The organism is Polymorphospora rubra (assembly GCF_018324255.1).
Taxonomy (GTDB): domain Bacteria; phylum Actinomycetota; class Actinomycetes; order Mycobacteriales; family Micromonosporaceae; genus Polymorphospora; species Polymorphospora rubra.
On record NZ_AP023359.1, the window covers coordinates 834,236 to 861,133 of the forward strand.

At 70.6% G+C, this 26,898-nt stretch carries 22 protein-coding genes; 6 read left to right on the forward strand and 16 right to left on the reverse strand.

All coding sequences use genetic code 11. From position 1 onward, the window contains the following. Window positions 1-3: 3 nt before the first annotated feature. The 10 genes from Prubr_RS03655 to Prubr_RS03700 all read right to left on the reverse strand — a co-directional run bounded on the left by Prubr_RS03655 (window position 4) and on the right by Prubr_RS03700 (window position 11,272). On the reverse strand, window positions 4-1,188 hold the full coding sequence (locus Prubr_RS03655) for a Gfo/Idh/MocA family protein (RefSeq protein ID WP_212827414.1): 1,185 nt from the start codon (window positions 1,186-1,188) through the stop codon (window positions 4-6). A 61-nt stretch (window positions 1,189-1,249) separates the two neighbouring features. Continuing rightward, window positions 1,250-2,305 carry a substrate-binding domain-containing protein gene (locus Prubr_RS03660; RefSeq protein WP_212821655.1) on the reverse strand — a complete coding sequence of 352 codons (1,056 nt, stop codon included), beginning with the start codon at window positions 2,303-2,305 and terminating at the stop codon, window positions 1,250-1,252. Between the two features lie 103 nt (window positions 2,306-2,408). Beyond that, window positions 2,409-3,467, reverse strand: coding sequence for an ABC transporter permease (locus Prubr_RS03665; protein ID WP_212827416.1), 1,059 nt, complete (start codon window positions 3,465-3,467; stop codon window positions 2,409-2,411). A gap of 41 nt (window positions 3,468-3,508) precedes the next feature. Continuing rightward, window positions 3,509-5,056, reverse strand: a complete 1,548-nt coding sequence (locus tag Prubr_RS03670) for a sugar ABC transporter ATP-binding protein (protein ID WP_212821657.1) — start codon at window positions 5,054-5,056, stop codon at window positions 3,509-3,511. A gap of 70 nt (window positions 5,057-5,126) precedes the next feature. Then, on the reverse strand, window positions 5,127-6,305 hold the full coding sequence (locus Prubr_RS03675) for an ROK family transcriptional regulator (RefSeq protein ID WP_212821660.1): 1,179 nt from the start codon (window positions 6,303-6,305) through the stop codon (window positions 5,127-5,129). A 300-nt stretch (window positions 6,306-6,605) separates the two neighbouring features. Next, on the reverse strand, window positions 6,606-7,718 hold the full coding sequence (locus Prubr_RS03680; protein WP_212821662.1) for a sugar phosphate isomerase/epimerase family protein: 1,113 nt from the start codon (window positions 7,716-7,718) through the stop codon (window positions 6,606-6,608). 271 nt (window positions 7,719-7,989) lie between these two features. After that, entirely contained in the window at window positions 7,990-8,799 is an 810-nt protein-coding gene (locus Prubr_RS03685) for an ABC transporter permease (protein ID WP_212821664.1), read from the reverse strand. A gap of 12 nt (window positions 8,800-8,811) precedes the next feature. Further along, entirely contained in the window at window positions 8,812-9,603 is a 792-nt protein-coding gene (locus Prubr_RS03690) for an ABC transporter permease (protein WP_212821666.1), read from the reverse strand. 179 nt (window positions 9,604-9,782) lie between these two features. Further along, complete coding sequence (locus Prubr_RS03695) at window positions 9,783-10,196, reverse strand: carboxymuconolactone decarboxylase family protein (RefSeq protein ID WP_212821668.1); 414 nt, start codon at window positions 10,194-10,196, stop codon at window positions 9,783-9,785. A gap of 128 nt (window positions 10,197-10,324) precedes the next feature. Beyond that, window positions 10,325-11,272 carry an ABC transporter ATP-binding protein gene (locus Prubr_RS03700; RefSeq protein ID WP_212827418.1) on the reverse strand — a complete coding sequence of 316 codons (948 nt, stop codon included), beginning with the start codon at window positions 11,270-11,272 and terminating at the stop codon, window positions 10,325-10,327. A 240-nt stretch (window positions 11,273-11,512) separates the two neighbouring features. Between Prubr_RS03700 and Prubr_RS03705 the strand changes: the two genes are divergently transcribed. Beyond that, entirely contained in the window at window positions 11,513-12,718 is a 1,206-nt protein-coding gene (locus tag Prubr_RS03705) for an ROK family transcriptional regulator (protein WP_212821669.1), read from the forward strand. Window positions 12,719-12,864: 146 nt separating this feature from the next. Next, on the forward strand, window positions 12,865-14,049 hold the full coding sequence (locus Prubr_RS03710) for an endonuclease (protein WP_212821671.1): 1,185 nt from the start codon (window positions 12,865-12,867) through the stop codon (window positions 14,047-14,049). Between the two features lie 45 nt (window positions 14,050-14,094). Here the strand turns inward: Prubr_RS03710 and Prubr_RS03715 are convergent, their stop codons facing one another. The 3 genes from Prubr_RS03715 to Prubr_RS03725 form a co-directional block, all read right to left on the reverse strand. After that, window positions 14,095-14,625 (reverse strand): hypothetical protein, encoded by a 531-nt coding sequence (locus tag Prubr_RS03715; protein WP_212821673.1) that lies wholly within the window; start codon window positions 14,623-14,625, stop codon window positions 14,095-14,097. A gap of 1 nt (window position 14,626) precedes the next feature. Continuing rightward, a complete protein-coding gene (dnaG, locus tag Prubr_RS03720; protein ID WP_212821675.1) occupies window positions 14,627-16,486 on the reverse strand; it encodes a DNA primase in 1,860 nt (619 codons plus the stop codon). 79 nt (window positions 16,487-16,565) lie between these two features. Then, window positions 16,566-17,798, reverse strand: a complete 1,233-nt coding sequence (locus Prubr_RS03725; protein ID WP_212827420.1) for a deoxyguanosinetriphosphate triphosphohydrolase — start codon at window positions 17,796-17,798, stop codon at window positions 16,566-16,568. Window positions 17,799-18,057: 259 nt separating this feature from the next. Between Prubr_RS03725 and Prubr_RS03730 the strand changes: the two genes are divergently transcribed. Then, a complete protein-coding gene (locus tag Prubr_RS03730; RefSeq protein WP_212821677.1) occupies window positions 18,058-18,540 on the forward strand; it encodes a roadblock/LC7 domain-containing protein in 483 nt (160 codons plus the stop codon). Window positions 18,541-18,595: 55 nt separating this feature from the next. On the opposite strand, the gene ppdK is transcribed toward Prubr_RS03730, so the two are convergent. Further along, window positions 18,596-21,322 (reverse strand): pyruvate, phosphate dikinase, encoded by a 2,727-nt coding sequence (gene ppdK, locus Prubr_RS03735; RefSeq protein ID WP_425517982.1) that lies wholly within the window; start codon window positions 21,320-21,322, stop codon window positions 18,596-18,598. A 91-nt stretch (window positions 21,323-21,413) separates the two neighbouring features. Between ppdK and Prubr_RS03740 the strand changes: the two genes are divergently transcribed. The 3 genes from Prubr_RS03740 (at window position 21,414) to Prubr_RS03750 (ending at window position 23,838) form a co-directional block, all read left to right on the forward strand. After that, window positions 21,414-23,141 (forward strand): beta-N-acetylhexosaminidase, encoded by a 1,728-nt coding sequence (locus Prubr_RS03740; protein ID WP_212821679.1) that lies wholly within the window; start codon window positions 21,414-21,416, stop codon window positions 23,139-23,141. 68 nt (window positions 23,142-23,209) lie between these two features. After that, entirely contained in the window at window positions 23,210-23,428 is a 219-nt protein-coding gene (locus Prubr_RS03745; RefSeq protein WP_246568277.1) for a type II toxin-antitoxin system VapB family antitoxin, read from the forward strand. Continuing rightward, a complete protein-coding gene (locus Prubr_RS03750; protein ID WP_212821681.1) occupies window positions 23,425-23,838 on the forward strand; it encodes a PIN domain nuclease in 414 nt (137 codons plus the stop codon). The genes Prubr_RS03745 and Prubr_RS03750 overlap by 4 nt, the downstream gene beginning before the upstream one ends. A gap of 24 nt (window positions 23,839-23,862) precedes the next feature. Here Prubr_RS03750 and dusB read toward each other — a convergent pair whose 3' ends face one another. Further along, entirely contained in the window at window positions 23,863-25,059 is a 1,197-nt protein-coding gene (gene dusB, locus Prubr_RS03755; RefSeq protein ID WP_212821683.1) for a tRNA dihydrouridine synthase DusB, read from the reverse strand. A gap of 346 nt (window positions 25,060-25,405) precedes the next feature. Then, window positions 25,406-26,785, reverse strand: coding sequence for a glycine--tRNA ligase (locus tag Prubr_RS03760; protein WP_212821685.1), 1,380 nt, complete (start codon window positions 26,783-26,785; stop codon window positions 25,406-25,408). Window positions 26,786-26,898: the final 113 nt, after the last annotated feature.

The window sequence follows — 26,898 nt, forward strand, 5'->3', positions numbered from 1 at the left end:
CGATCAGGCGTTGACCGCGGTCAGGGCCGAATCCACCGCGATCCACGCACCCGTCGCCGCCGACCGCTCCACGGCCTCCAGCACGAGCTGGACGTGGAGCGCGTCGTCGAACGACGGTGTCGGGTCCACCCCGGTCGCGACCGCCTCGAGGAAGTCGCGGGCCTGGTGGGTGAAGGAGTGCTCGTAGCCGATGAGGTGGCCGGCCGGCCACCACGCCGACATGTACGGGTGGTCCGGCTCGGTCACCAGGATCCGGCTGAAGCCCTGCTCGCTGGTCGGCCGGGCGGCGTCGTAGAACTCCAGCTCGTTCATGCGCTCGAAGTCGAACGCGACCGATCCGAGCGAGCCGTTGATCTCGATCCGCAACCCGTTCTTGCGGCCGGTGGCGAACCGGGTCGCCTCGTAGCTGCCGACCGCCCCGCCGTCGAGCCGGGCGGTGAACAGCGCCGCGTCGTCGACCGTCACCGGGCCGGTCGCCGGAGCGGACCCGTCGACGAGCGCGAGCGACTTCGCGGCGAGTCCGCTCGCCTCGCCCGGCAGCGGACGCTCCTTGACGAAGGTCTCGATCAGGCCGCTCACGCTGGCGATCCGCTGGCCGGTGACGAACTCGGTGGCGTCGATGATGTGGGCACCGATGTCACCGAGCGCGCCGGAGCCCGCCTTGTCCTTCTGCAACCGCCAGGCCAGCGGCACCGTCGGGTCGACGAGCCAGTCCTGGAGGTACGTCGCGCGGACGTGCCGGATCTCGCCGATCCGGCCGTCGGCGACGAGCTGACGCATCAGGGCGATCGCGGGGACCCGGCGGTAGTTGAACCCGCACATGGACCGTACCCCGACCGACCGGGCCTCGGCCGCCGCGGCGGCCATGGCCCGGGCCTCGTCGACCGTGTTGGCCAGCGGCTTCTCGCACAGCACGTGCTTGCCCGCCGCCAGCGCCGCGATCGCGATCTCGGCGTGGCTGTCGCCCGGGGTGCAGACGTCGATCACGTCGATGTCGTCCCGGTCGACCAGCGAACGCCAGTCGGTGGTGTGTCCGTCCCATCCGAGCCGCGCGGCGGCCTCGGCCACCTTGGACTCGTCGCGGCCGCAGATCGCCGTCATCCGGGCGTACGCCGGCAGGTCGTAGACCCGGTTGACGGTACGCCACGCCTGTGAGTGCGCCGCACCCATGAAGGCGTAGCCGACCATCCCGATCCGCAACTCTTTATCTACAGTGGACAACGTGGGCCTCCCCCCGCCTTGCCGTGGATCAGAACCCGAGCGAGATGTAGTTGCTCGCGTTCTCCTTGGTGATGGTCTCGGAGGCCAGCGTGATCTCCTTCGGCACCTGGAGTTCGACCAGGTCGCCCATTCCCTTGTTCTGGCCGATCAGCCGGGCCAGGGAGATCGCCGAGGAGGCCATCGACGGGCTGTAGGTGACCGTCGCCTTGAGCACGCCGCTGTCGGCCTGGATCGCCTCGATCGCGGCCTTCGAGCCGGCACCGCCGATCATGATGAGTTCGCTGCGGTTCGCCTGGCTGATCGCGGCGAGCACACCGATGCCCTGGTCGTCGTCGTGGTTCCACAGCGCGTCGATCTTCGGCAGGGCCTGGAGCAGGTTGGCCGCCTCACGCTGGCCGGAGTCGGCGGTGAACTCCGCCGCCCGCCGGTTGGCGATCTGGAAGCCCGCGGCGGTCAGCGTGTCGCGGAACCCGGCCGACCGCTCCTGGGTCAGCGGCAGCGAGTCGATACCGGCGATCTCGGCGATCACCGGGCTGCTGACCCCCTTGGCCCGCATCTGCTCGATGACGTAGTTGCCGGCCGAGACGCCCATGCCGTAGTTGTCGCCCTTGATCAGGGTGCGGTAGGCGAGCGCCTGGTTGAAGGCCCGGTCCAGGTTGATCACCGGGATGCCGGCCTGCATCGCCTTGACGCCGCTGGCGGTCAGTTCCGCACCGTCGTGCGGCAGCATCACCAGCACGTTCGGCTTCTCGGCGATCAGGGTGTCGACACCGGCCCGCTGGGCCGCCGCGTCGGCGCCGGCCTCGACGACCTTGAGTTCCACGTCCGAGTACGCCGCGGCCTGGGCCCGCGCGTTGTTGATGATGGCGGCCATCCAGCCGTGGTCGGCGGCCGGCGCGGAGAAGCCGATCACCACCCGCTGGCCCGGCGAGGAGTTCGGGTTGCCCGCGTTGGCGCCCATGGTCTGGGCGGTCTGCGGGGCGGCCTCGTTGCTCGTGCAGGCGGTGAGCAGGGCGCCGGCGCCGAGCGCCGCTCCGCCCAGCAGCAGCCGGCGGCGGGACAGATCGCGTCCGTCCTTGGTCATGACGACCTCCTGATTTTCAGCAGTGGTGGGGGGTATCGAGGGTGTGGCGAGCCCGGCGGGCGTCCCTGACGGACGCTCACCCGGAGTGGTGCGGATATCTGCTCTAGGCGGTGGCGCCCTTGTTACGGGTGAAGAGCTGACTCACGGACTTGAAGCGGAACTCCTGGATGAGCACGGCGGCCACGATGATGGCGCCCTTGATCATGTTCTGCGACTCGGTCGACAGACCGTTGATCGCGAACAGGTTGGTGATCGTGGAGAAGACCAGCACGCCGAACAGCGCGCCCATGATGGTGCCGCGGCCGCCGCTGAGCAGCGTCCCACCGATGATCGCCGCCGCGATGGCGTCGAGCTCGTAGAGGTTGGCCATGGCGGCCTGGGCCGAGTTGGCCTGCGCCATCAGCATGATCGCGGCGATCCCGCAGCACAGCCCGGAGAGGCCGTAGAGCAGCAGGGTGTGCCACTTGACGTTGATGCCGGCGAGCCGGGCCGCCTCGCTGTTGCCACCGACGGCGACCGTACGCCGGCCGAACGTGGTGCGGTTGAGCAGCACCCAACCGGCCGCGACCACCAGCGCCAGAATGATCACCAGCAGCGGGATGCCCAGGATCCGCTGGGTGGCGATGCCGTTGATCACCGAGGAGGTGGAGACCTGGGTCTGCTTGTCGGAGATCTCGGCGGCCAGTCCGCGGGCGGCGACCATCATCGCCAGTGTCGCGATGAACGGCACCAGCCTGCCGTAGGAGATCAGTACCCCGTTGACCAGGCCGACCCCGAGACCGACGGCCAGCGCGGTGAAGATCATGCCGCCCGCGCCGAAACTCTGGGTGGCGACCGTGGTGGCCCACACCCCGGCCAGTGCCATGATCGCGCCGACCGAGAGGTCGATGCCGCCCCCGATGATCACGAACGTCATGCCGACGGTGACCACGCCGATCGCCGACGCCTGCTGCAGGATGGTGAAGATGTTGTTCTTCACCCAGGTCGGGTCGCTGTAGAGGTCCGGCCGGGTGGCGATACCGATCACCACCAGCGCCACCAGGACACCGACCAGCCCGAGGTTACGGCGGGCGTTCTCGTTGGCGTCCGACTTCCACCAGCTCTCCTTCGCCGGACCACCGGAGCCGTGGTGCGGACCGGCCGGCGGCGCCGCCTTGCCCACCTGCCCCGGTGTGGCGGCAGCCGTCTCTTTCTCGCTCGTCGTCACGCGGCTTCGCCCTCCATAAGCGACCCCGCCATCACGAGGTCGAGCACGGTCTCTTCGTCGATCGCGTCACCCGGCGCCTCGTGGATGACCCGGCCCTCACGCATCACCAGCACCCGGTCGGACAGACCGAGCACCTCGGGCACCTCGCTGGAGACCAGCAGCACCCCGACCCCCTTCGCCGCCAGGTCGCGGATCACCTGGTAGAGCTCGGCCCGGGCGCCGACGTCCACACCCCGGGTCGGCTCGTCGAGCAGGAGCAGGCGGGTGTCACCCAGCAGCCAGCGGCCGACCACCACCTTCTGCTGGTTGCCGCCGGAAAGCTGGCGGACCGGTCGCCGTACGTCGCGGGGCCGCAGCTCCAGCGAGTCGGCGACCTTCTCGGCCGCGGCCAGCTCCTGCCCGGAGCGGGTGAAGCCGCCCTTGGCGATCTGGGCGAAGGTGGCCAGAGTGACGTTGCGGTAGATCGGCTCGCCGAGCAGCAGCGCCTGGCTCTTGCGCTCCTCGGGAGCCATGCCGAGCCCGGCCCGGACCGCCGAGCCCACGCTCCCGGGGCGCAGGGTCCTGCCGGCCATCCGGACCGTGCCCGACTCCGACCGGCGGGCGCCGAAGATGGTCTCCAGCAGCTCGGACCGGCCCGAGCCGACCAGGCCGGCGATCCCGACGATCTCGCCCGGATGCACGGTGAGCGACACGTCGGCGAACTCGCCGTGGCGGGTGAGGCCGTCGACCCGCAGCAACTCCTCGTCGGGGCGGGCCACCGGGGCCCGGTCCGGGAAGACGTACTCGATCGTGCGGCCGGTCATCTTGCTGACCAGTTCCCGGGTCGGGGTGCTCTGCGCCGGCAGGTTGGCGGCGGTGGTGCGGCCGTCCTTGAGCACGGTGACCCGGTCGCCGATCTCGCGGATCTCCTCCATCCGGTGCGAGATGTAGATGACCGCGATCCCCTGGGCGGTCAGCTCGCGGATGATCCGGAAGAGGTTGCCGACCTCGTCGTGCGCGAGCACCGCGCTCGGCTCGTCCATGATGATCAGCCGGGCCTCGTGGGACAGCGCCCGGGCCATGCTGACGATCTGCTTGCCGGCGGCCGGCAGCGACCGGACCAGCCGGCCGGGCGGGATCTCGGCGTGCCCGAGCCGCCCCAGGATCTCCCGGGTCTGCCGGGACATCGGCCCCTTACGGACGAAGCCGAGCCGGCGCGGCTCGTGGCCGAGAAACGCGTTCTCCGCCACCGACAGGTCCTCGACCAGGTCGAGCTCCTGGTAGATGGTGGCGATGCCGGCCTTCATGGCGGCCTGCGGGTTGCCGAAGTTGACCTGTTCGCCGAGCCACTCGACCTGGCCCGAGTCCGGCCGGTGCACCCCGGACAGCACCTTGATCAGAGTGGACTTGCCGGCACCGTTCTGGCCGAGCAGGCAGTGCACCTCACCGGCCCGCACCTCCAGCTGCACCCCGTCGAGGGCCCGTACGCCGGGGAAGGTCTTCACCACGTCGGTCAGCCGCAGCACGACCTCGGCCCCGGCGGCCTTGCCGGTCTCGACGCTCATGACGTCAGCTCCCTTCGGTCGCGACCGCCATGCGCCAACCTGAGCCAACCGATTCGCTCGCTACGCTCGCTCATGACGCCTGCTCGAAGGCGACGTCGCTGGCGAGTACGGCGGCGCCGGTGACCCCGGCACGCGAGCCCAGCTCGGACAGCACCACCGGCAGGTTCCCGGTGGCCAGCGGAAGTGAACGGCGGTAGACCACACTGCGGATCTCCGCCAGCAGGATGTGCCCCAAGTGAGCGAGCCCTCCCCCAATGACGATCATGGACGGATTGGCGAAACTGACCAGCCCGGCGAGCACGCTGCCGACCCGGCGACCCCCGTCGCGGATGAGCCGTACGCAGGTGACGTCGCCCTCGGTGGCGCCCTGGGCGACGTCGCGGGCGGTCAGTACGCCGGCCGCGGCGAGCCGCTCGGCCAGGGCCGGCGAGGCGCCGGAACGGGCCGCCAGGGTGGCGTCCTTGGCCAGCGCCGCCCCGCCGAAGTGCGCCTCCAGGCAACCGACGTTGCCGCAGGTGCACATCGGACCGTGGCTGTCGACCTGGATGTGTCCGATGTCGCCGGCGCAGCCGTCGATGCCGCGGTAGACCTCGCCGCTGAGGTAGATGCCGCAACCGATGCCGGTGCCGATCTTGACGAAAAGGAAGTCGTCGACGGTGTGCGCGACCCCGCCGTGCCGCTCACCGATCGCCATGATGTTGACGTCGTTGTCCACCGCGGCCGGGCAGCCGTGCTCACGGGTGAGCAGTTCGCGGACCGGGAAACGGTCCCAACCCGGCATGATCGGCGGCGACACCGGGACCCCGTCGCGGTAGCTGACCGGACCGGGTACGCCGACGCCCACCGCGTCGAGCTTCTCGTAGACCCCGTCGACCCGGGCCTTGGCCAGCAGTTCGTTGACCCGGTGCAGGATGGCCTTCGGGCCGGTACGGATGTCGGCCGCCTCGGTGTAGTTGGCGATCGGCTCCAACCGGCCGTTGGTCACCTCGACGTCGATGGAGCTGGCGCCGAGGTCGACGGCCGCGAAGCGCAGCCCGGGGTTGAGTTCGACGAGTGTGGAACGGCGGCCGCCACGCGACGCGGCCATCCCGGCCTCGGTGACGAAGCCGGTACTGACCAGCCGGTCGAGCTCGGCGAGCAGACGCGGCCGGGGGATCTGCAACTGATCGGCGAGCTCCGCGCGGGAGATCGCACCATGGTCTCGCAGGAGCCGTAGCAGGCGCAGGTGCAGCGCATCCGCGGTGCGCACTGGTCCACCTCCGGTGGTTTACGCCGCCGCAACATCGGCGTGTCGTGTTGGACACAGTAGGAGCCGGCGCGGCCGACTGTAAAGACCTTTGGTCGCCTGAAGCCGAACTTTTATCAAGTTGAACAGAAGTCTCTGATCAACCTGCCGGAAGCAATCGTCGAACCCGCGCAGCCCGGTCTCCGCGAATCGCGAAATGCCTGGTCAGCACGGGTTTCCGGAGCCGCGTCCGAGGCTTCGCCCGGAGGGCATGCCGATGTCCCGGCCGCGCGGGGCGCGGCCGGGACATCGACGGGGACGGAACTACTCGTTACGGTAGATGGTCAGGTCTGCCATGTTCTGGTAGCTGAGCGCGGCGAAGTCCAGCGACTGCCCCGGGTTGGCGGCGCCACCCGGCGCGCTGTCCTGCTCCCAGTTGGCGTGGTGGAAGTCCGGCTCACCGATGGTCTGGAAGAACTGCTGGAAGTTGATGTCGCCCTCGCCGAGCGGGGTCATCTCGTAGCCGTTGGCCAGGGCGGTGTTCCGGTTGCCGTCCTTGGCGTGGAAGAGCGGGAAGCGCTTGGTCCGCCGCGCCACGGTCAGGATCGGATCGAAGATGCTGGTCCGCTCCCGGCCCGCCGAGTTGATGTACTTGGTGTGCTTGAAGCGGGCCACGTAGCCCCAGTAGATGTCCATCTCGAAGAAGACGTACTTGGCGTCGGTCTTCGCCATGAAGTATTCGAGCTTGCGGACACCGGAGGACCGGGTCGGCCGGCCGTTGGCGTCCAGCGGCCCGGCGTCGAGCAGGAAGTTGTAGGCCGCGTCGTGGTTGTGCGTGTAGAGCCGCATCTTCCGGTCGCGGGCCTGCCGGCCCAGCTCGTTCCAGAGGTCGGCGGCGGCGTCCCAGTCGGACTGGTAGTTGCTGTTGGTCGGGTCGCTGCCGGTGCCGATGTTCTTCATGCCGAGTTCCTCGGCGATGTCGAGCTGCTGCTGGAACGTGGCCGCGTTGATCGACGCGTGCGTGCCGTTGGCGACCAGACCATTGTCGTCGAGGATCTTGCGGATCTCGGTCGGGGTGATCTGCCGGCCCAGGATCGAGCTGTGCTGGTTGTAGCCGGCGAACTCGATCTCCTTGTAGCCGAGTTCGGCCAGCCGGGCGAGCACCCGCTCGAAGCCGTACGGCACGCCGCTGTCGTCGGGCGCCGCCGAGATCCGGTCCCGCACACTGTAGAGGATGATGCCGCGGTTCTGCTCGGGGATGAGCGGCTCGACCGTCCAGGTGCCCTTACCGATCGCCGGGGTGGCGGTCTGGAGAACCGGCAGGCCGGCGGCGCCGAGGACGGCCGCGGCACCCGCGGAGGCGGTGAGGATACGACGCCGGGTGAGCTGGGGGTTGGGCCGACCGGGCTGGCCCTCGCGGCGCTGCGCCTCGTCCATTCTTGTCCACCTTTCTGGGGCGGCCGACGGCCGCCGATGACGAGTAGAAGGATCGTTCGCGTCTGCCCGCCCTCGGGGGCACGAACCGGGCTCGACGGACCTCGATGGGGGTTCTGACCTCGACTTTTGCGACGCTGTGTCGCGCGTGTTACGTCTGGGGCAGACGGTATCGCTAGCGAGGAGGGAAAGAAAGACCTGAACGAACCAAACTTTGTCCTGCAGCGTCGAGAAGTCGCGCCCGGGCCCGCCGACCGGGCGTTCTCCCGGCAGGTCAGCGGGTCAGCAGCCGGCCCATCCGGCGACCCGCGAGCACGAGCCCGAACACGGTCAGGGCGAGCAGGTAGGCGACGTCGAGTAGCTGCGCCGGGCCGGCCGAACCGATGCTCAGGTCACGGATCAGGTGTACGGCCCGGTAGAGCGGCGTCAGCTCGACCAGCCAGCGCAGGACGGTCGGGTAGACCTCGGCCGGCACGAAGGTGCCGGAGAAGAGAAAGAGGCTGAACTGCACCGACCCCATCAGGTCGAAGTCCTGCCAGCTGCGCATGAACGTCGACAGCGCCATGCCGAGCGCACCGAAGGTGAAGCCGACCAGCACCGCGGCCGGAAAGGCGACCAGCGCCCGGCCGACGGTCGTGAGGTCCATCCACACCATCACCACGAGGAAGGCGGCGGAATAGCTCGAACCGCGGATCATCGCCCAGGCCAGCTCGCCCAGCGCGATCTCGAAGGGCTGCACCGGGGTCGCCAGGATCCCGTCGTACAGCTTCATGTACTTCATCTTGCCGAAGAAGTTGAAGGTGGTCTCCGAGAGCGCACCGGTCATGGCGGAGGCGGCGAGCATCGCCGGGGCGACGAACGCGGCGTACGTGACCACCTGGCCGCCGGGCAGTGTCAGGTCGCCGACCAGCGCCCCCACCCCCACGCCGATCGACAGCAGGTAGAGCAGCGGCTCGAAGAAGCCGGAGATCATCACGACCCAGTAGGCCGACTTGAGCGCCGCCGCGTTGCGCTCGGTCACCGAGAACGCCCGGCGGGCCGGGCCCTCGAAACTGACCAGCTTGGGCAGGACGATGCTCACCACGCCGATCTCCTCTCAGAACACCAGTCGGCGCTTGAACCGGGCGTGCGCCAGCAGCCACCCGGCGACCGCCCATGCCAGCAGGTAGAGCAGGTGGCCCGCAACGGACCACTGGGGAGTGATGCCCAGCGTGGCGGCCCGGCTCAGGTCGACCCCGTGCCACAGCGGGGACAGGTAGGCCAGCCAGCGCAGCGCCGCCGGCAACTGCTCGACCGGGAAGAAGACCCCGGCGAACAGGGTCATCGGAACCACGGCAAAGCGGAACAGCAGGGAGAGGTAACTGTCGGAACGGATCGAGGCGCTGAAGGCGAAGGTCGGCGCGGCCACCGCGAATCCGATCAGCAGCACCAACGGCAGCGTCGCCAGCGCCCACGGCGAGTGCAGCGTGCCGAAGGCCGCCGCCACCAGCAGGAACGCGACACTGCTGACCAGCACCCGGAAGAGGACGAAGAGCAGGTGACCGCCGAGGATGTCGGCGACCCGCAGCGGCGCGCTGGCCTGCGCGAAATAGGTGCGGACCCACTCGAAGTTGCCGAGCACCTGCCACGACGACTCCCCGATCGCCACCTGCAACGCGGTCGAGGCGAGCAGGCCGGGCAGGATGAAGTCGAGGTAGGACACTCCGCCGACCCCGCCCTCGATGTAGGAGCCGACCCCGACGCCGAAGCCCACGACCGTCAGCAGCGGCAGCAGGAACGACGACAGCGCGCTCGAGCGCCAGGTGCGGCGGTAGCCGACGATGTTGTATTCGAGTACGGAGAGCGCGCCGCCGCCGCCGCGCCGGACCGCCGTCGTGCCGACACTCATCGGTCGACCGGCGTCCGGCCGGCCGCGCTTCCCCACATGACTGCCTCCCGCTCGGCGCCGACGCTCACGGCCCAGGTCCGCCAGCGGTGGCAACCTCGACCGGGACACCGACGATATCGCCGGGCACCGACGTTATCGGAGGGCCCGGCGTGTCCGGTAGCGGGATTCGCGGCCGGGGGTCAGCCGGCCGGTGCGGGGCGCACGGGGAGCAGGTTGCGCTCGGCGAAGACCTTCTTGGCGACGAGGGTGGCGTTGACCGCCCGCGGCACACCGCAGTAGACCACCGACTGCAGCAGCGCCTCGACGATCTCGGAGGGCGTCAGGCCGGCGTTGAGGGCGCCGTTGACGTGGACCTCGAGCTGGGCCTCGGCGCCGCCGAGACCGGTGAGGATGCCCAGCGTCAGCAACTCGCGGTCGCGGCGTTGCAGTTCGGGCCGGACGTAGAGGTCTCCGTAGGACCAGGCGACGGACCGCTGGCTGAGCTCGGGTGAGACGTCGGCGAGGGCCTCGAGAAGCTTCTGCCCGGCGCCCCCGTCGGCCTGCCGCAGCGCCACCAGGCCGCGCTCGTACTGTTCGTCAGCGTTCATGGTCATGGTCGGGCCCCACCTCTGAGCGGTCGTCCTGTCTTCTGGGGCAACGGCCCCGGCGCCGGCGGGTACCCGCGGTCGCGCCGGACAAACGGCCCGTCTTTCGCGCGGCGCTCCAGGCCGGACAGGCCGTCCTAGTCCACCAGGGTCCGGCCGGTCAGGTGCAGGAAGACGTCCTCGAGCGAACTGCGCCGGACCAGCACGCTGGCCGGGGTCAGCGCCCGCCCGTGCACCTCCGCCACGGCCGCGTCGCCGTCCGCCACGTAGAGCAGGATGCGGTCGGGCAGCACCTCGATCCGCTCGCCCAGCCCGTCGAGCTTGCCGGCGAAGTCCTCCTGCGACTCGGTGGCGAACCGCAACTCGACCACCTCGCGGGTGGAGTGGCGCTCGATCAGCGCCCGGGGTGAGCCCTCGGCGACGATCCGTCCGCCGTCCATGACGACGAGCCGGTCGCACAACTGCTCCGCCTCGTCCATGTAGTGGGTGGTGAGCACGAGCGTGACGCCCTGCTGCTTGAGCCGGAACAGCCGCTCCCAGACCAGGTGCCGGGCCTGCGGGTCGAGCCCGGTCGTCGGCTCGTCGAGCAATACGATGTCAGGCTCGTTGACCAGGGCGCGGGCGATGGTGAGCCGGCGCTTCATACCGCCGGACAGCGGCTCGACCTTGCTGTTCGCCCGCTCGGTGAGCTGGACGAAGTCGAGCAGTTCGGCGGCCCGCTGGCGGGCCACCCGGCGCGGGATGCCGAAGTAACGGGCATAGGTGGTCAGGTTCTCCCGCAAGGTCAGTTCGGGGTCGAGGTTGTCCTGCTGGGGGCAGACCCCGAGCCGGGCCCGGATGGCCGGGCCGTCGCGGCGCGGATCCAGCCCCACGATGCGCAGGACCCCGTCGGTCGGTGGCGAGACACAGCCGATCATCCGCATGGTCGAACTCTTGCCGGCGCCGTTGGGGCCGAGGAATCCGAACGCCTCGCCCGGCTGCACGTCGACGTCGATCCCGTCGACGGCGGTGAATTCACCGAACCGCTTGACCAGGCCCCGCGCGTGGATGAGCGCCCGCCCACCGTCGCCCGTCGGCCCGTGCAATGGTGTGTGGTCGTGGCCCGGTGGTCGCTGCCCCGTCTCGTTCACCGCAAGAACCTATCCCCTCGGTACGACATCCACGATGCCGATTCCGTATTCAGGGAACTTTTCGATCAGTCCGAACAAAGTTGGTGCTGCACTAGGTCAACTTGTGGCGGCCGTACGGTATCTTTTCTCACACCGAGCCCCTAGGGCTCTCAGTCGACTCGCCGCCGCGGGTCTCGCCGCGGCGGGATAAGGATGATGACGGACGTGTTGGGCGTATGGCCGGAAAACCCGCACCAGGCCCGGGTGCTTCGCCTGCTGCGTGACGACGGGCCGGCGTCCCGCGCCGAGCTGGGCGAGGCCGTCGAGCTGTCCCGCTCCAAGGCGGCCACCGAGATCGACCGGCTCATCGAGCGGGGGCTGGTCGAGACGGTCGGCCCGGCCGCCTCCCGCGGCGGTCGTCGGTCGTCGATCGTCCGGATCGCCGGCGGCACCCGGTTCCTCAGCGTGAGCATCGGCGCGACCAGCATCGAGGTGGCGATCACCGACGGCGAACTGCGCGTCATCTCCCGGATCACCGAGCACACCGAGCTGCGTCGTGGGCCGACCGCGGTCATCGGGCAGGCCCTCGAACTCGTCTCCAAGCTGCGCGCCGACTCGGGCACGACCCGGTTCACCGGCGCCGGGATCGGGATCCCCGGCCCGGTCAGCTATCACGAGGGGATCCCGGTGTCGCCGCCGTTCATGCCCGGTTGGCACCGCTTCCCCGTACGCGAGATGTTCGGCACCGAACTCGGCTGTCCGGTGCTGGTGGACAACGACGTGAACATCATGGCGCTCGGCGAGAAGCACGCCGGCATCGCCAAGTCCTTCGACGACTTCCTGTTCGTCAAGATCGGTGCCGGCATCGGCGCCGGGATCGTCGTCGGCGGTTCCGTCTACCGGGGCGCCAACGGCTGCGCCGGCGACATCGGACACACCGCCGTCGACGACAACGGCCCGATGTGCGTCTGCGGCAACAGCGGTTGCCTGGAGGCGTACTTCGGTGGTGCGGCACTGACCCGCGACGCGCTCGCCGCCGCCCGCTCCGGGCGCTCCGACCAGTTGGCCGAGCAGCTCGCCGAGGCCGGCACGCTCACCGCGCTCGACGTCGCCCACGCCGCGGCGGCCGGCGACCCGGTCGCGATCGGCATGGTGCGCGACGGCGGGCGACGGGTCGGCAAGGTGCTCGCCAGCCTGGTCAGCTTCTTCAACCCGGGCATGATCGTCATCGGCGGCGGGCTGGCCGGCATCGGACACGCACTGCTCGCCGAGATCCGCGGCGTGGTCTACCGGTCGTCGCTGCCACTGGCCACCGGCGCCATGCCGATCGTGCTTTCCGAGATGGGCGACCAGGCCGGCCTGGTCGGCGCCACCCGCATGATCAGCGACCACGTCTTCACCGCCGCCGACGCACCGACCTGACCACCCCAAGATCCCCGTGATCAGGGATCAGGTCGCGCGTGTCGCCGGCGGGTCGCGCTTCCCCGCCCCTGATCACCAGGATCTTGGCGTACTCGTAACGTCGAACTCCTTCGATGTTCATCGAAGCTCGACTAAGATCGTCAGGCATGAATGTCACAGCTACCGTGCGGTCGAGGCCGCGACAGCTCCTCCTGGCCGCCGCCCTCGTCCTCGCGGTCGGCCTACCGGTCGGCGTGGTGGCGACGGCGGCGTCCGCCGCGTCCGGCATCACCGTGGCGGCGGCCATCGCGGCCCAGGACGGCCGGACGGCGACGGTCACCGGCTACGTCGTCGGTGAGCCGACGGCCACCAACACGGTCCGGCGCTCCGCGTTCACCGGCGACACCGCCATCGCCATCGCCGACTCCGCCGCCGAGACGGCCACCGGCCGGATGCTCTACGTCCAGGTCACCGCGGCCTACCGCAGCGCCTTCGGCCTGCGTACCAACCCGGGCACCCTCGGCTCGACGGTAACCGTCACCGGCACGCTGACCGCGTACTTCAGCCACGCCGGACTGAAGGACCCGACCGCGTTCACCCGCGGCGGCACGACCCCGACGCCCTCCCCCACCGCCACCCCCACGCCGACCCCGACCGGCAACCCGGGCTCGACGTACTACGCCAGCGCCGTCGGCAAGACCGGACCGGCCCTACGCAGCTCGCTGCACAACATCATCAAGGTGCAGACCCGGCTGTCGTACGCCCAGGTGTGGGACGCGCTGAAGCAGACCGACCAGGATCCGAACAACGCCAACAACGTGCTCCTGCTCTACTCCGGCACCTCGCGGAGCAAGAACAGCAACGGCGGCAGCACCGGCAACTGGAACCGTGAACACGTCTGGGCGCAGTCACACGGCGACTTCGGCACCGCCGCCGGGCCGGGCACCGACGTACACCACCTGCGGGCGACCGACGTCACGGTCAACTCGACCCGTGGCAACAAGGACTTCGACAACGGCGGCAACCCGGTCAGCAGCGCCCCGGGCAACTACACCGACAGCGACTCGTGGGAACCGCGCAACGCGGACAAGGGCGACGTCGCCCGGATGCTCTTCTACATGGCGATCCGCTACGAGGGCAACGACGGCTGGCCGAACCTGGAACTCAACGACTCCACCAGCAACGGCAGCTCGCCCTTCCACGGCAGGCTCTCGGTGCTGAAGAAGTGGCACCAGCAGGACCCGCCGGACGCCTTCGAGCGACGCCGCAACCAGGTCATCTTCGACAACTGGCAGGGCAACCGCAATCCGTTCGTCGACCACCCGGAGTGGGTGTCGGCGATCTGGGGCTGACCCGCCGTCACGGTGCCGCGGCCGGACCCGGCCGCGGCACCGGTGTCACAGGTCGGACGGCACGCTCTCCTGCCGGAACCGTTCGACGAGTTCGACCGTGGCGGCGCGCACCTCGTCGTCGTCGTACGGCGTGCCCGGGTCGTAGCGGACCGCCCAGCTCAGCCCGTCGACCCCGCTGACCCGCCGGGCGACGATCCGCACTCCCCCGACGGGCAGCGGATAGTGCGCGGTGTGCGCCACCGACCCGGTGACCCGGGTACGCACCTGGTGCGGCACCTCGCCCGGGTCGAGCAGCAGGTAGGACTCGGCCGGCCGGTCGGCGACCACGGCGTACTCGTCGTGCACCCGCAGCACCTCGGCGGGGGTGACCGTCAGTTCCCGGCCCGACCAGACCGCCTTGTGGATCTCGTACCAGGGCAGCCGCCCGGACCGGCCCGGCAGCCACAGGCCCCGGTTGGTCACCACGACCACGCCGTCCCCGGAACCGGCCGGGGACCAGGCGAGAATCCGCTCCTCGGGGTCGAGGGCGGGGCGCCGGTCGGCGGGCAGCTTCGGCCGGCGACGGAACAGACGCACGTTACAAACCTCCCACGGCCTGCTCGCGCAGGGCCCGCGCATGCTGCTCCAGCGGCACCAGGTAACCCACCATGGCCAGGTATTCGTCCTTCTGGGCCACCGGATTGATCCGCTGGATCCTCGACTTCAACTCCCGGATCCGGGCGGTGACCGAACCCAACTGGATCTGGGCCAGGGTCACCGACACGTAGCCGGGATCGGGCTCCCGGTCGATCCGCAGCGGCTCGACCGCCAACTCCCCGACCAGGGCCCGGCCCACCAGGTCGGTGCAGGCGTCGCGGACCCGCTCGATCCAGACCGCCCCGCTGACCGCCCCGGTGGCCCCGCCGGCCCCGGCCACCGCCGCCCGGACCACCACGTGCACCGGATGCCGGTAGGCGTCCGCGCCGACCGCGTCGAACATCGGCCCGGCGAGCACCGGCACCTGGAGCGCGAGTTTGAGCGCCTCACGTTCGACCAGCGACTGGGGGCTGTCCAGCACCGGCTCGGTCCGCTTCGCCCGGGCCGGCGCTGCGCCACCACCAACCATGGCTAGCTCGACCTTCTGCATCTCGACTCGCACAACCTCTATTTCGAGGCCGGTGTCCTGTGCGATCTTGGTTACATACTCATAACGCTTCACGCCGTCCTTGAGTTTGGCCACCAAGGGCAGAGCCTGGCGCATCGCCTCCACTCGCCCGTCAACGAAGTTGAGGTCGTGACGGGCCAGGATCCGGCGCAGTGTGAAGTCAACCAAAGGCTCGCGCCGCGCAACTAGGTCGCGAACCGCGAGGTCACCCTTTGCCAGCCGCAGGTCGCACGGGTCCATGTTGTCCGGCGAGACCGCGATGAAGGTACGGCCGACGAAGCGCTGGTCCTCGTCAAAGGCGCGGAGCGCCGCCTTCTGCCCCGCCGCATCGCCGTCGAAGGTGAATATGATCTCGCCGTTGAGAGCATCGTCATCCATCAGCAGCCGGCGCAGGACCCCGATGTGGTCGACGCCGAACGCGGTGCCACAGGTCGCCACGGCCGTCGGCACCCCGGCCAGGTGGCAGGCCATCACGTCGGTGTACCCCTCGACGATGACCGCCCGCCCCTGCTTGGCGATCTCCCGCTTGGCCTGGTCGACGCCGTACAGGACGTGCGACTTCTTGTAGATCGGCGTCTCGGGGGTGTTGAGGTATTTCGGGCCGTCGTCGGTGTCGAAGAGTTTGCGGGCCCCGAACCCGATCACGTCGCCGGTCAGCTCCCGGATCGGCCAGAGCAGCCGGCGGCGGAACCGGTCGATCAGCGAGCCGGAGCGCGACTCACGGGACAGGCCGGCGGTGACCAGTTCCGGACCGGTGAACCCCTTCTGCCGCAGGTGCTTGGTCAGGTGGTCCCACGCGTCGGGGGCGAAGCCGCACCCGTAGCGCTCGGCGGCGGCCCGGTCGAAGCCGCGCTCGGCGAGGAACTCCCGCGCCGGCCGGGCCCCGGGGGTGCCGAGCTGCCCGGCGTAGAACTCGAGCGCCGCCGCGTGCGCCGCCACCAGCCGCTGCCGCTGACCGGGCTGCTGGCGGGCGGGCGACGGACCCGCCTCGTCGTAGCGCAGCTGGATGCCGGCCCGGTCGGCGAGCCGCTCGACCGACTCGACGAACGTCAGGTGCTCGGCGTCCATCAGGAACTTGATCGCGTCGCCGCCGGCGCCGCAGCCGTGACAGAAGTAGACGTTGCGGGCCGGAGCCACGGTGAACGACGGGGTCTTCTCGTCGTGGAACGGGCAGAGCCCCTTGAGGTTGCCGCCGCCGGCCGAGCGCAGCGTCACCCGGTCGGAGATCACCTCGGCGATGGAGGTGCGCTCGCGGACCAGCGCGATGTCCTCGTCCCGGATCCGGCCAGCCATGCGGTGTCCACCCCCTCGGCGTACATCCTGCCCTGCCGCTCCCGTTCCGGCCGGCGGGGGTCCCGTGGTCGCGGTCGCGTCAGCCCGCGACGAGGCGGTCGTGCCAGGCGACCGCCGCCGGGTCGGTCAGCGACGCCACCTGGTCGACGACCACCCGGAGCCGGGCCGCGTCGTCGGGCGCCGCACGCCAGGACACGGCGAACACCGGATCCAGCCCGTCGGGTGCCCGGTCGAGCAACGCCGCGACCAGTTGGGTCAGGATGACCCGCTGGCGCTCGTACCGCTCCTCCGCCCCGGACCGGCGCATCACGTAGCGCAGCGCCATGCCCTTGAGCAGCGCGCACCGGGCCCGGATCTCCCCGGGTACGACCAGGTCGGCGCCGTAGCGTCGCAGCGGGCCGTCGCCGAACGCCTCCTTGGTGGCGGTCACCGCGGCGTGCACGAACCGGCCGGTCAGCGCGCTGGTCATCCGCTTGAGCGCGGCCTGCGCGCCATGGCTGCCGTCGTAGCCGGCCAGCGGGGCCAGCACCGGATCGGCCAGGAGGGCGAGCAGCACCGGATCGAGGTCGGCCGCGGACTCGTCGGAGTAGACCGCCGCCACGTCGGCGCAGAGCGCGGCCCGCTCGTCGGCGTCGTCGAGCAGCGGCCGGACGGCCAGGTAGCCGCCGTGGATGCCGTCCTCGACGTCGTGCACCGAGTAGGCCACGTCGTCGGCCCAGTCCATCACCTGCGCCTCGAGGCAGCGCCGGGTGCCGGCCGGGGCACCCTGCCGCAGCCAGTCGAAGACCTCGGTGTCGTCGGCGTACACCCCGAACTTGCGCCGGCCCGGCCGGCGCGGCCACGGGTACTTGCAGGTCGCGTCGAGCGACGCGCGGGTCAGGTTGAGGCCGGCGGGTTCGCCGCCGGGCCGCGGCGCCTTGGCCTCCAACCTGGTGAGTACGCGCAACGTCTGCGCGTTGCCCTCGAAGCCGCCGCAGGCGCTCGCCACCGTGTCGAGCGCCGCCTCGCCGTTGTGCCCGAAGGGCGGGTGGCCGAGGTCGTGGGCGAGCCCGGCCACGTCGACGACATCGGGGTCGCAGCCGAGCCGGGCACCCATCTCCCGGGCGATCTGGGCGACCTCCAGGGAGTGGGTGAGCCGGGTGCGCAGGAAGTCGTCGGTGCCGGCGGTGTGCACCTGGGTCTTCGCCGCGAGCCGTCGGAACGCGGCCGAGTGCAGCACCCGGGCCCGGTCCCGCTCGTACGGGCTGCGGCCGTGGCCGGTGTCCTTGCGGGACTCGGGTGCCCAGCGCTCGGCGTCGGGTGGCGAGGTCACCGGACCATCCTGCCGCGCACCGTCCACGGCGGCCGTACGGGGTGCCGTACGCAACTCTTCCTCCGCAACATCCGAACAGCCGATAGTTGCGAACCAATAGCTGACCGTCACCACTCTCCCCAAGAATCACACCGTGGGGTAGCGTGCCGGGAGCACAAAGTAACTGGCCGGCGACCCCCCGAACGCGACTCCGCGCCCGCGCCCGCCCCGACCGAGCGGTTCCGTCCGCTCCGAGGCAACCGTAGGAAAGAGGACATCCGTGGACGCTGACGTCGCGATCAAGGCCGAGATCAACGCACTGCGGCGACGCCTGCCCGACGTGACCGGCACCGTGCTCGCCGGCCTCGACGGCATGCTCATCGCCCACGACGTGCCCGGCCTCGAACCGTCGAGCCTCGCCGCCCTGTCGGCCGCCCACCTCGGCCTCGGCCAGCGGTTCGCGCTGACCGCCGGGCTCGGCACGCTGCACGAGACGGTTCTCCAGGGCACCGAGGGCTACGTGATCGTCTACGCGGCCGGCAGCCGCGCGCTGCTGACCGTGCTGACCACCGCCGAGGTCAACCTGCCGCTGCTGCACCTCGACGCCCGCCAACTCGCCGCCCGGTTGGGCGTGATGATCGAACGGGCCAGCGCCGCCGCGGCCGCCGCGCCGACCCCGCGCCGCGGTGGCACCGTCACCGGCAACGGCTCGACGCCGTTGGCCGTACGCACCCCGATGGCGACCCTGCCCGGCCGCCGCTGAGCCCCGCCGGGGCGTGCGGGCCCGACCACCGGTCGCGCCCGCACGTCGCCCGTGGTCAGCGGCTGTCGGAGCCGGCCGACTCGATCACCGCCCGGCCGGCCTCCAGCCGCGCCACCGGGACCCGGAACGGCGAGCAGGAGACGTAGTCCAGGCCGACCTCGTGGAAGAAGTGGACCGACTCGGGGTCGCCGCCGTGCTCGCCGCAGACACCGATCTTCAGCCCGGGGCGGGCGGCCCGGCCCTCGTCGACGGCGATCCGGACCAGCCGGCCGACCCCGTCACGGTCCAGCGACTCGAACGGCGAGATGCCGAAGATGCCGAGTTCGAGATAGCGCCAGAAGAACGCGCCCTCGACATCGTCGCGGGAGAAGCCCCAGCCCATCTGGGTCAGGTCGTTGGTGCCGAAGGAGAAGAACTCGGCCGCCTCGGCGATCTGGCCGGCGGTCAGTGCCGCCCGGGGCACCTCGATCATGGTGCCGATCAGCACCTCGACGGCGTGCTCCCGGGTCACCTCCGAGATGATCTTCTCGGCCTCGACGCGTACCGTCTCCAGCTCCTGGACCGCCCCGACCAGCGGAACCATGATCTCCGGCCGGGGGTCCCGGCCTTCGGCGACGAGCTGGGCGGCGGCCTCGGTGATCGCCCGTACCTGCATCGCGAACAGGCCGGGGATGACCAGGCCGAGACGCACGCCGCGCAGACCCAGCATCGGATTCTGCTCGTGCATCCGGCGTACGGCGGCCAGCAGCGCCTGGTCCTTGCCGGGATCCTCGCCACGCTCCTGGGCGACCGCGACGTGCACGGCCAACTCCTCCAGCGACGGCAGGAACTCGTGCAGCGGCGGGTCGATCAGCCGTACGGTGACCGGCAGCCCGTCCATCTCGCGGAAGATCTCGACGAAGTCGGCCCGCTGCAGCGGCAGCAGCGCGTCCAGTGCCTCGTTGCGCTCGGTCTCGGCGCGGGCCAGGATCAGCCGCTCGACGAGTTCGCGGCGGTCGCCGAGAAACATGTGCTCGGTACGGCACAGCCCGATCCCCTCGGCCCCGAACCGCCGGGCCCGCGCGGCGTCCTCGCCGGTGTCGGCGTTGGTCCGCACCCGCAGCCGGCGCACCCCGTCGGCGTGGCCGATGATCCGGTGTACGGCGACCACCAGCGGGTCGGTGCTCGTCGTCGGGTCGACCGAGCCCTCGAAGTACTGCACGACCTCCGACGGGCGGACCGGCACCTCGCCGAGGTAGAGGCAGCCGCTGGTGCCGTCGATCGAGACGATGTCGCCCTCGTTGACGACGTGCCCGCCGACGGTGAACCGGCCGGCCTTCACGTCGACGTCGAGGTTGTCGGCGCCGCAGAGGCAGGTCTTGCCCATGCCCCGGGCGACGACGGCGGCGTGGCTGGTCTTGCCGCCCCGGGCGGTGAGGATGCCCTGCGCGGCGATCATGCCCGGCAGGTCGTCGGGATTGGTCTCCCGGCGGACCAGGATGACCCGCTCGCCCTGGCCGGCCAGCTCGACGGCCCGGGCGGAGGTGAAGACCACCCGGCCGACCGCGGCACCGGGTGACGCGCCGACGCCGGTGGTGACGACCTCGGGCGAGCCGGAGAGGTCGAAGCGCGGGAACATCAGTTGGGCGAGTTGGGCGCCGTTGACCCGGTGCAGCGCCTCGTCGAGGTCGATGATGCCCTCGTCGACGAGGTGGTTGGCGATGTTGAACGCGGCGGCCGCCGTGCGCTTGCCGACCCGGGTCTGCAACATCCACAGCTTGCCGCGCTCGATGGTGAACTCGATGTCGCACAGGTCTCGGTAGTGGCCCTCCAGCGTGGCCATGATCCGCAGCAGCTCGTCGTACGACCGCTTGTCGATGCGTTCCAGCTCCTGGAGCGGGATGGTGTTGCGGATGCCGGCGACCACGTCCTCGCCCTGCGCGTTCGCCAGGTAGTCGCCGTAGATGCCCTGGTTGCCGGTCGCCGGATCACGGGTGAAGGCGACGCCGGTGCCGGAGTCGGGGCCGAGGTTGCCGAAGACCATCGCGACGATGTTGACGGCGGTGCCCAGGTCGGCCGGGATGCGCTCCTGCCGGCGGTAGAGCACGGCCCGCTCGGCGTTCCACGACTCGAAGACCGCCCGCACGGCCAGATCGAGCTGCTCGCGGGGCGCCTGCGGGAACTCCCGCCCGGTGTGTTTGGCGAAGATCTTCTTGTACGCCCCGACCAGCGCCCGCAGGTCGTCGGCGTCCAGGTCGAGGTCGTTGGTGGTGCCCCTGGCCCGCTTGGCGTCGTCGAGGGCGTGCTCGAACTCCTCGCCGGGTACGTCGCAGACGGTCTTGCCGAACATCTGGATCAGCCGGCGGTAGGAGTCCCAGGCGAACCGGTCGCCGCTGCCGGGCCCGCCGTCCGACGCCTGGTTGGCCAGCCCGGTGACGCTCTCGTCGTTGAGGCCGACGTTGAGGACGGTCTCCATCATGCCGGGCATGGAGAACTTGGCACCGGAGCGGACCGACACCAGCAGCGGGTCGGCGGGGGCGCCGAGCCGCTTGCCCATCGCGGTCTCCAGGGCCGAAAGGTGTGTGGCGACCTGCGCGGCCAGCCCGTCGGGCTCGGCACCGGTGGCCAGGTACGCCTTGCACGCCTCGGTGGTGATGATGAAGCCGGGCGGTACGGGCAGCCCGAGGTTGGTCATTTCCGCCAGGTTGGCGCCCTTGCCGCCGAGAAGGTCTTTGAGGTCCTTGTTGCCCTCGGCGAACCCGTAGACGTATTTGTGGTTGGACGTCGCCTTTTCCGATGCCACCAGAGCCTCCCACGTGTGCCGGGACCGACACTTAACGAAGATTCAGCCGATCTCCGTTACCCCGGATGTCGAGTTTCGTATCAGGGAACCAATGGCCATTGGTGGGCGAAGGCTAAGCGACGCCGGGGTGACGTGGCAGCATTCGGTGACAATTGGCACACTGGTCGGCACTGACCGCGATCGTCGCGGTTCCTGGAAGCGTTCCCACACGCACGACCACGCACGCACCGCCACATATACAGGGAGAACACCCGTGCCGCCCGTCGCCCCACGCCCCCGCTCCGTTCCCTCGAACGAGCTATCGGCCTACGCCGATCTGGTGCCCGCACCGGTCGGTGCCGAGCCGACCGCCGGGGTGCACTGGACACTGAGCGCCACCACCGCCATCCACACCCACCCGGCGCCGGTCGCCGTCGCGGTCGCCGAGCACCTCGCCGCGGTGCTGCGTCGGGCGACCGGCCACCCGCTGCCGGTGGTGCCCGACGACGGCCCCGGCCCGATCCGGCTGCACTTCGCCCGCGACGGGGTACCCGAACACAGCGAGGGCTACCGCCTCGACGTCACCGCCGACGGCGTCACCGTCGCCGCGCGTACGGCCGCCGGACTGTTCCACGGCACCCAGACACTGCGGCAACTGCTGCCCGCCGAGGTGGAGAGCGGCACCGCCGGCCCCGGACCGTGGACCGTGCCGGGCGGGTACGTCGTCGACCGCCCCCGGTTCGCCTACCGGGGCGCGATGCTCGACGTGGCCCGGCACTTCCGGCCCGTCGCCGACATCCTGCGGTTCATCGACCTGATCTCCCTCTACAAGATCAACCACCTGCATCTGCACCTCACCGACGACCAGGGCTGGCGGATCGCGATCGACAACTGGCCGCTGCTCGCCGAGTACGGCGGTGCCAGCGAGGTCGGCGGCGGGCCCGGCGGCCACTACAGCAAGGCCGACTACCGGCGGATCGTCGAGTACGCCGCCACCCGCGCCATCACCGTCGTCCCCGAGATCGACGTACCGGGGCATACCAACGCCGCGCTGGCCGCGTACGCCGAACTGAGCCCCGACCGGACCTCGCCGCCGGTCTACACCGGCACCGAGGTCGGCTTCAGCGCGCTCGCCGTGCACAGCGAGACCACCTACGACTTCCTGCACGACGTGTTCACCGAGATCGCCGCCCTCACCCCCGGGCCCTACCTGCACGTCGGCGGCGACGAGGCGTTCAAGGTGCCGGCCGCCGACTACGCCACCTTCATGGCCCGTACCCAGCCGCTCGTCGTCGCGACCGGCAAGACCGTGATGGGCTGGCACCAGCTCGCCGACACCGCCCACAGTCCCGGCCGCGTGATCCAGTTCTGGGGTACGTCGGACCGCGACGACACCGTCGCCGACGCCGTCACGCGGGGTGCCCGCGTGTTGCTCTCCCCCGCCAACCGCGCCTACCTCGACATGAAGTACGCCACCGACACCCCGGTCGGGCACGACTGGGCCGGTCTGCTCGAGGTACGCGACGTGTACGACTGGGACCCGGGCAGCTTCCTCGCCGGAGTGCCGGAGTCGGCCGTACTCGGCGTCGAGGCCCCGCTGTGGACCGAGTCGGTCACCACGATGGCCGAGGTCGAACTGATGCTCTTCCCCCGCCTGCCGGCGATCGCCGAACTGGGCTGGTCACCGGCGGGCACCCGCGACTGGGCCGGGTTCGCCCGCCGACTGGCGGCACAGGGGCCGCGCTGGTCCGCCGCCGGCATCACGTTCCACCGCTCCCCGCAGATCTCCTGGCCGGCGGTCGCGGGCGCCCCTTCGGCCGCCCAGCCACCGGCGACCTGACCGGAGCCAGCCATGTGCCCAGCCTGATATACAATCATCTAGCCGTATACATTCGAGGGGGCGCCCAGATGACCCGTACAGTGATCGATCTCGACGACGCGACGCTCGCCCTCGCACAACGACAACTCGGCACCAAGACCAAACGGGAGACCATCAACCGAGCCCTCGCTATCGCCGCCGGCACCAGCGCCGACGACCGCGCCCGGGGGCTCGCCTGGCTGCGGGACAACGCCGAGCACATCCTCGACTTCGAGGTCCTGGAAGAGAACGAACGCGCCGGTCGATGAGCTATCTGGCCGACACGTCCGCCGTCTGGCGACTTCTGCGGGGACAAATCGGGGAACCGTGGTCACGCTACGTCGCGCAGGGACTGGTTGCGATCTGTCCAGCGGTGGAGGCGGAACTCATGTCGTCGGTCCGGACGGAGCGGGACTACGAACCGTTCTTCGCCGTGCTTCGACAAGCCTTCAGCTGGTGTCCTACGCTTGACGACCCGTGGCGCCAGATTCTCGCGGTGCAACGTGACCTCGTTCGGATCGGCCATCACCGGGGTCCGTCGCCGATGGACATCCTGATCGCGTTGACGGCACAGGAACAGCGGCTGACACTGCTGCACGTCGACGCCGACTTCGACTCGATCGCCAAGGTCCGGCCCGGCCTTCCCATGATCCGCATCGACCAGACGGTGCCCGACTGATCGATCCAGCCGTTCCGCGCCGGCTCAGCCGCCGGAGTCGTCGAGTTCGGCACCGGCCGGAACGGCGTCGCTGTCCCGGTCGGCGAGCCAGCCGTCGGGCAGGTGCACCCTGCCCGGCGAGTTCGTCCGCCCGCGCGGCTGGCCGAGCACCGTGGTCGGAAACGGCTCGGTCGGGTCGAGCCGACCGAGCAGGTCGTCGAGTTCGGCCAGGCTGGAGATCATCGCCAGCGAGCGGCGCAGGTCCGAACCGACCGAGAAACCCTTGAGATACCAGGCCACGTGCTTGCGGAAGTCGGTGCAGCCGTCGCGCTCCGGCTCCCACCGGCCGCCGAACCATTCGACCAGGAGTTCGGCGTGCCGGCGCATGACCGTCGCCACCTGCCCGAGGTCGGGCAGCACCGGCTTCGTCACCGGTGTGCCGCCGGGCATCTCGCCCGCCACGCGCCGGGCGTCGAACGCCGCCTCCAGGTCGGCGAAGAGCCACGGCCGGCCCAGGCAGCCCCGGCCGACGACCACGCCGTCGACGCCGGTGTGGTCGACCATCCGCAGCGCGTCGTCGGCCTCCCAGATGTCGCCGTTGCCGAGCACCGGCACGTCCAGGGCCTGCTTCAACGTGGCGATCGCGTCCCAGTCGGCCGTACCCGAGTAGCGCTGCGCGGCGGTCCGGCCGTGCAGCGCGACGGCGGCCACCCCGGCGTCCTGGGCGGCGAGCCCCGCCTCGACGTACGTCAGATGGTCGTCGTCGATGCCCTTGCGCATCTTGACGGTGACCGGGATCCCGGCCGGCGCCGCCGCCGCCACCGCGCCGCGCACGATCCGGGCGAAGAGCCGGTGCCGCCACGGCAGTGCCGCGCCACCGCCCCGCCGGGTGACCTTCGGCACCGGGCAGCCGAAGTTGAGGTCGACGTGGTCGGCGAGGTCCCGTTCGACCACCATCCGCACGGCCGCCGCGGTGATCTCCGGGTCGGTGCCGTAGAGCTGGAGGCTGCGCGGGCGCTCGTCGGGCGCGAAGGCGATCATCCGCAGCGTCTTCGGGTTCTTCTCGACCAGCGCCCGCGTGGTGATCATCTCGCAGACGTAGATCCCACCGCCCTGCTCGCGGCAGAGCCGGCGGAACGCCACGTTGGTGATGCCGGCCATCGGCGCCAGCACGACCGGCGGCCACACCTCGTGTGGGCCGAGGGTCAGCGGGCGGACGGCGGCGGGGGCGGTCGTGGTCACCGTACGAGGATTCCACGTCCCGCGCCCGACGCCGAACCGGGCCGCCGCGGGTCAGCCGGTCCGCCGCCGCCCGGGGCAGGGTGGTCCGCCGCCCGGGGGGGCAGGGTGGTCCGCCGCCCGGCGGGGCAGGGTGGCGGCGCCGCCCGGGGCGATCCCGGCGCCCGCCCAGCGGCCGAGGCCATGTCACTGTCGCGGCCCACAGTGAATTCGCTGTGCTCACACTGAATTCGCTGTGGGCCGCACGACCATCACACTCTTGCCGGCGGCGACGACGGCGGCACGGACCCGCCGTCGACCCCGGACCACTGGCGGCACGGACCGCCGTCGCGACCCGGGCCGCCGCGAGTCAGCAGCCGGGGAGGCGCTCGAGCAGGTAGCGCTCGACCTGGTCCAGTGACACCCGCTCCTGCGTCATCGTGTCCCGGTCGCGGATCGTGACCGCGTTGTCGTCGAGCGTCTCGAAGTCGACGGTGACGCAGAACGGGGTGCCGATCTCGTCCTGCCGGCGGTAGCGGCGACCGATCGCCTGCGAGTCGTCGAACTCCACCACCCAGCGCTTGCGCAGCGTCGCGCTGAGGTCGCGGGCCTTCGGCGAGAGGTCGGGGTTGCGCGACAGCGGCAGTACGGCGACCTTGACCGGCGCCAGCCGGGGGTCGAACCGCATCACGGTCCGCTTGTCGACGCCGCCCTTGGTGTTCGGCGCCTCGTCCTCGTCGTACGCCTCGAGCAGGAACGCCAGCACGGCCCGGGTAAGGCCGGCGGCCGGCTCGATGACGTACGGCACCCAGCGCTCCTGCTTCTCCTGGTCGAAGTACGACAGGTCGACGCCGGAGTGCTTGCTGTGCGTGGTGAGGTCGAAGTCGGTGCGGTTGGCGATGCCCTCCAACTCGGAGAACTCGGTGCCGCCGAACAGGAAGCGGTATTCGATGTCGACGGTCCGCTTCGAGTAGTGCGACAGCTTTTCCTTCGGGTGCTCGTAGAACCGCAGGTTCGACTCGCTCAGCCCGAGGTCGATGTACCAGTTCCAGCGCTCCTGGAGCCAGTATTCGTGCCACTGCTCGTCGGACCCGGGCTCGACGAAGAACTCCATCTCCATCTGCTCGAATTCGCGGGTCCGGAAGATGAAGTTGCCCGGCGTGATCTCGTTGCGGAACGACTTGCCGACCTGGGCGATGCCGAACGGCGGCTTCTTACGGGCCGCGGTGGCGACGTTGTTGTAGTTGACGAAGATGCCCTGCGCGGTCTCCGGCCGGAGGTAGTGCAGGCCCTCCTCGCTCTCCACCGGACCGAGGTAGGTCTTCATCAGCCCGTTGAACATGCGCGGCTCGGTGAAGGTGCCCTTGTTGCCACAGTTCGGGCAGTTCAGTTCGGCGAGCCCGGCCGGCGGCCGGCCCTGCTTGGCCTCGTACGCCTCTTCGAGGTGGTCGGCCCGGAACCGCTTGTGGCAGGACTGGCACTCGGTCAGCGGGTCGACGAACGCGTCGAGGTGCCCGGAGGCGGCCCACACGTCGCGGGACAGGATCACCGCCGAGTCGAGCCCGACGATGTCGTCACGCTGCTGGACCATCGTCCGCCACCACTGCCGGCGGACGTTCTCCTTCAGTTCGACACCGAGCGGGCCGTAGTCCCACGCCGATCGGGTGCCTCCGTAGATCTCGCTGGAGGGAAAGACGAAACCCCGGCGCTTGGCGAGGCTGACAATGGCGTCGATACGGTCGGCTGGCATGGTTCCTCCTACGCCGGCTGGCGGCCGGCGGGGACGTGGCACGACGAGGTGCGTGGCTGTTCTGTCCGGGGCGACGGTTCCGTTGAGGCAACGGATCTGCCGGTGCCGTGGTT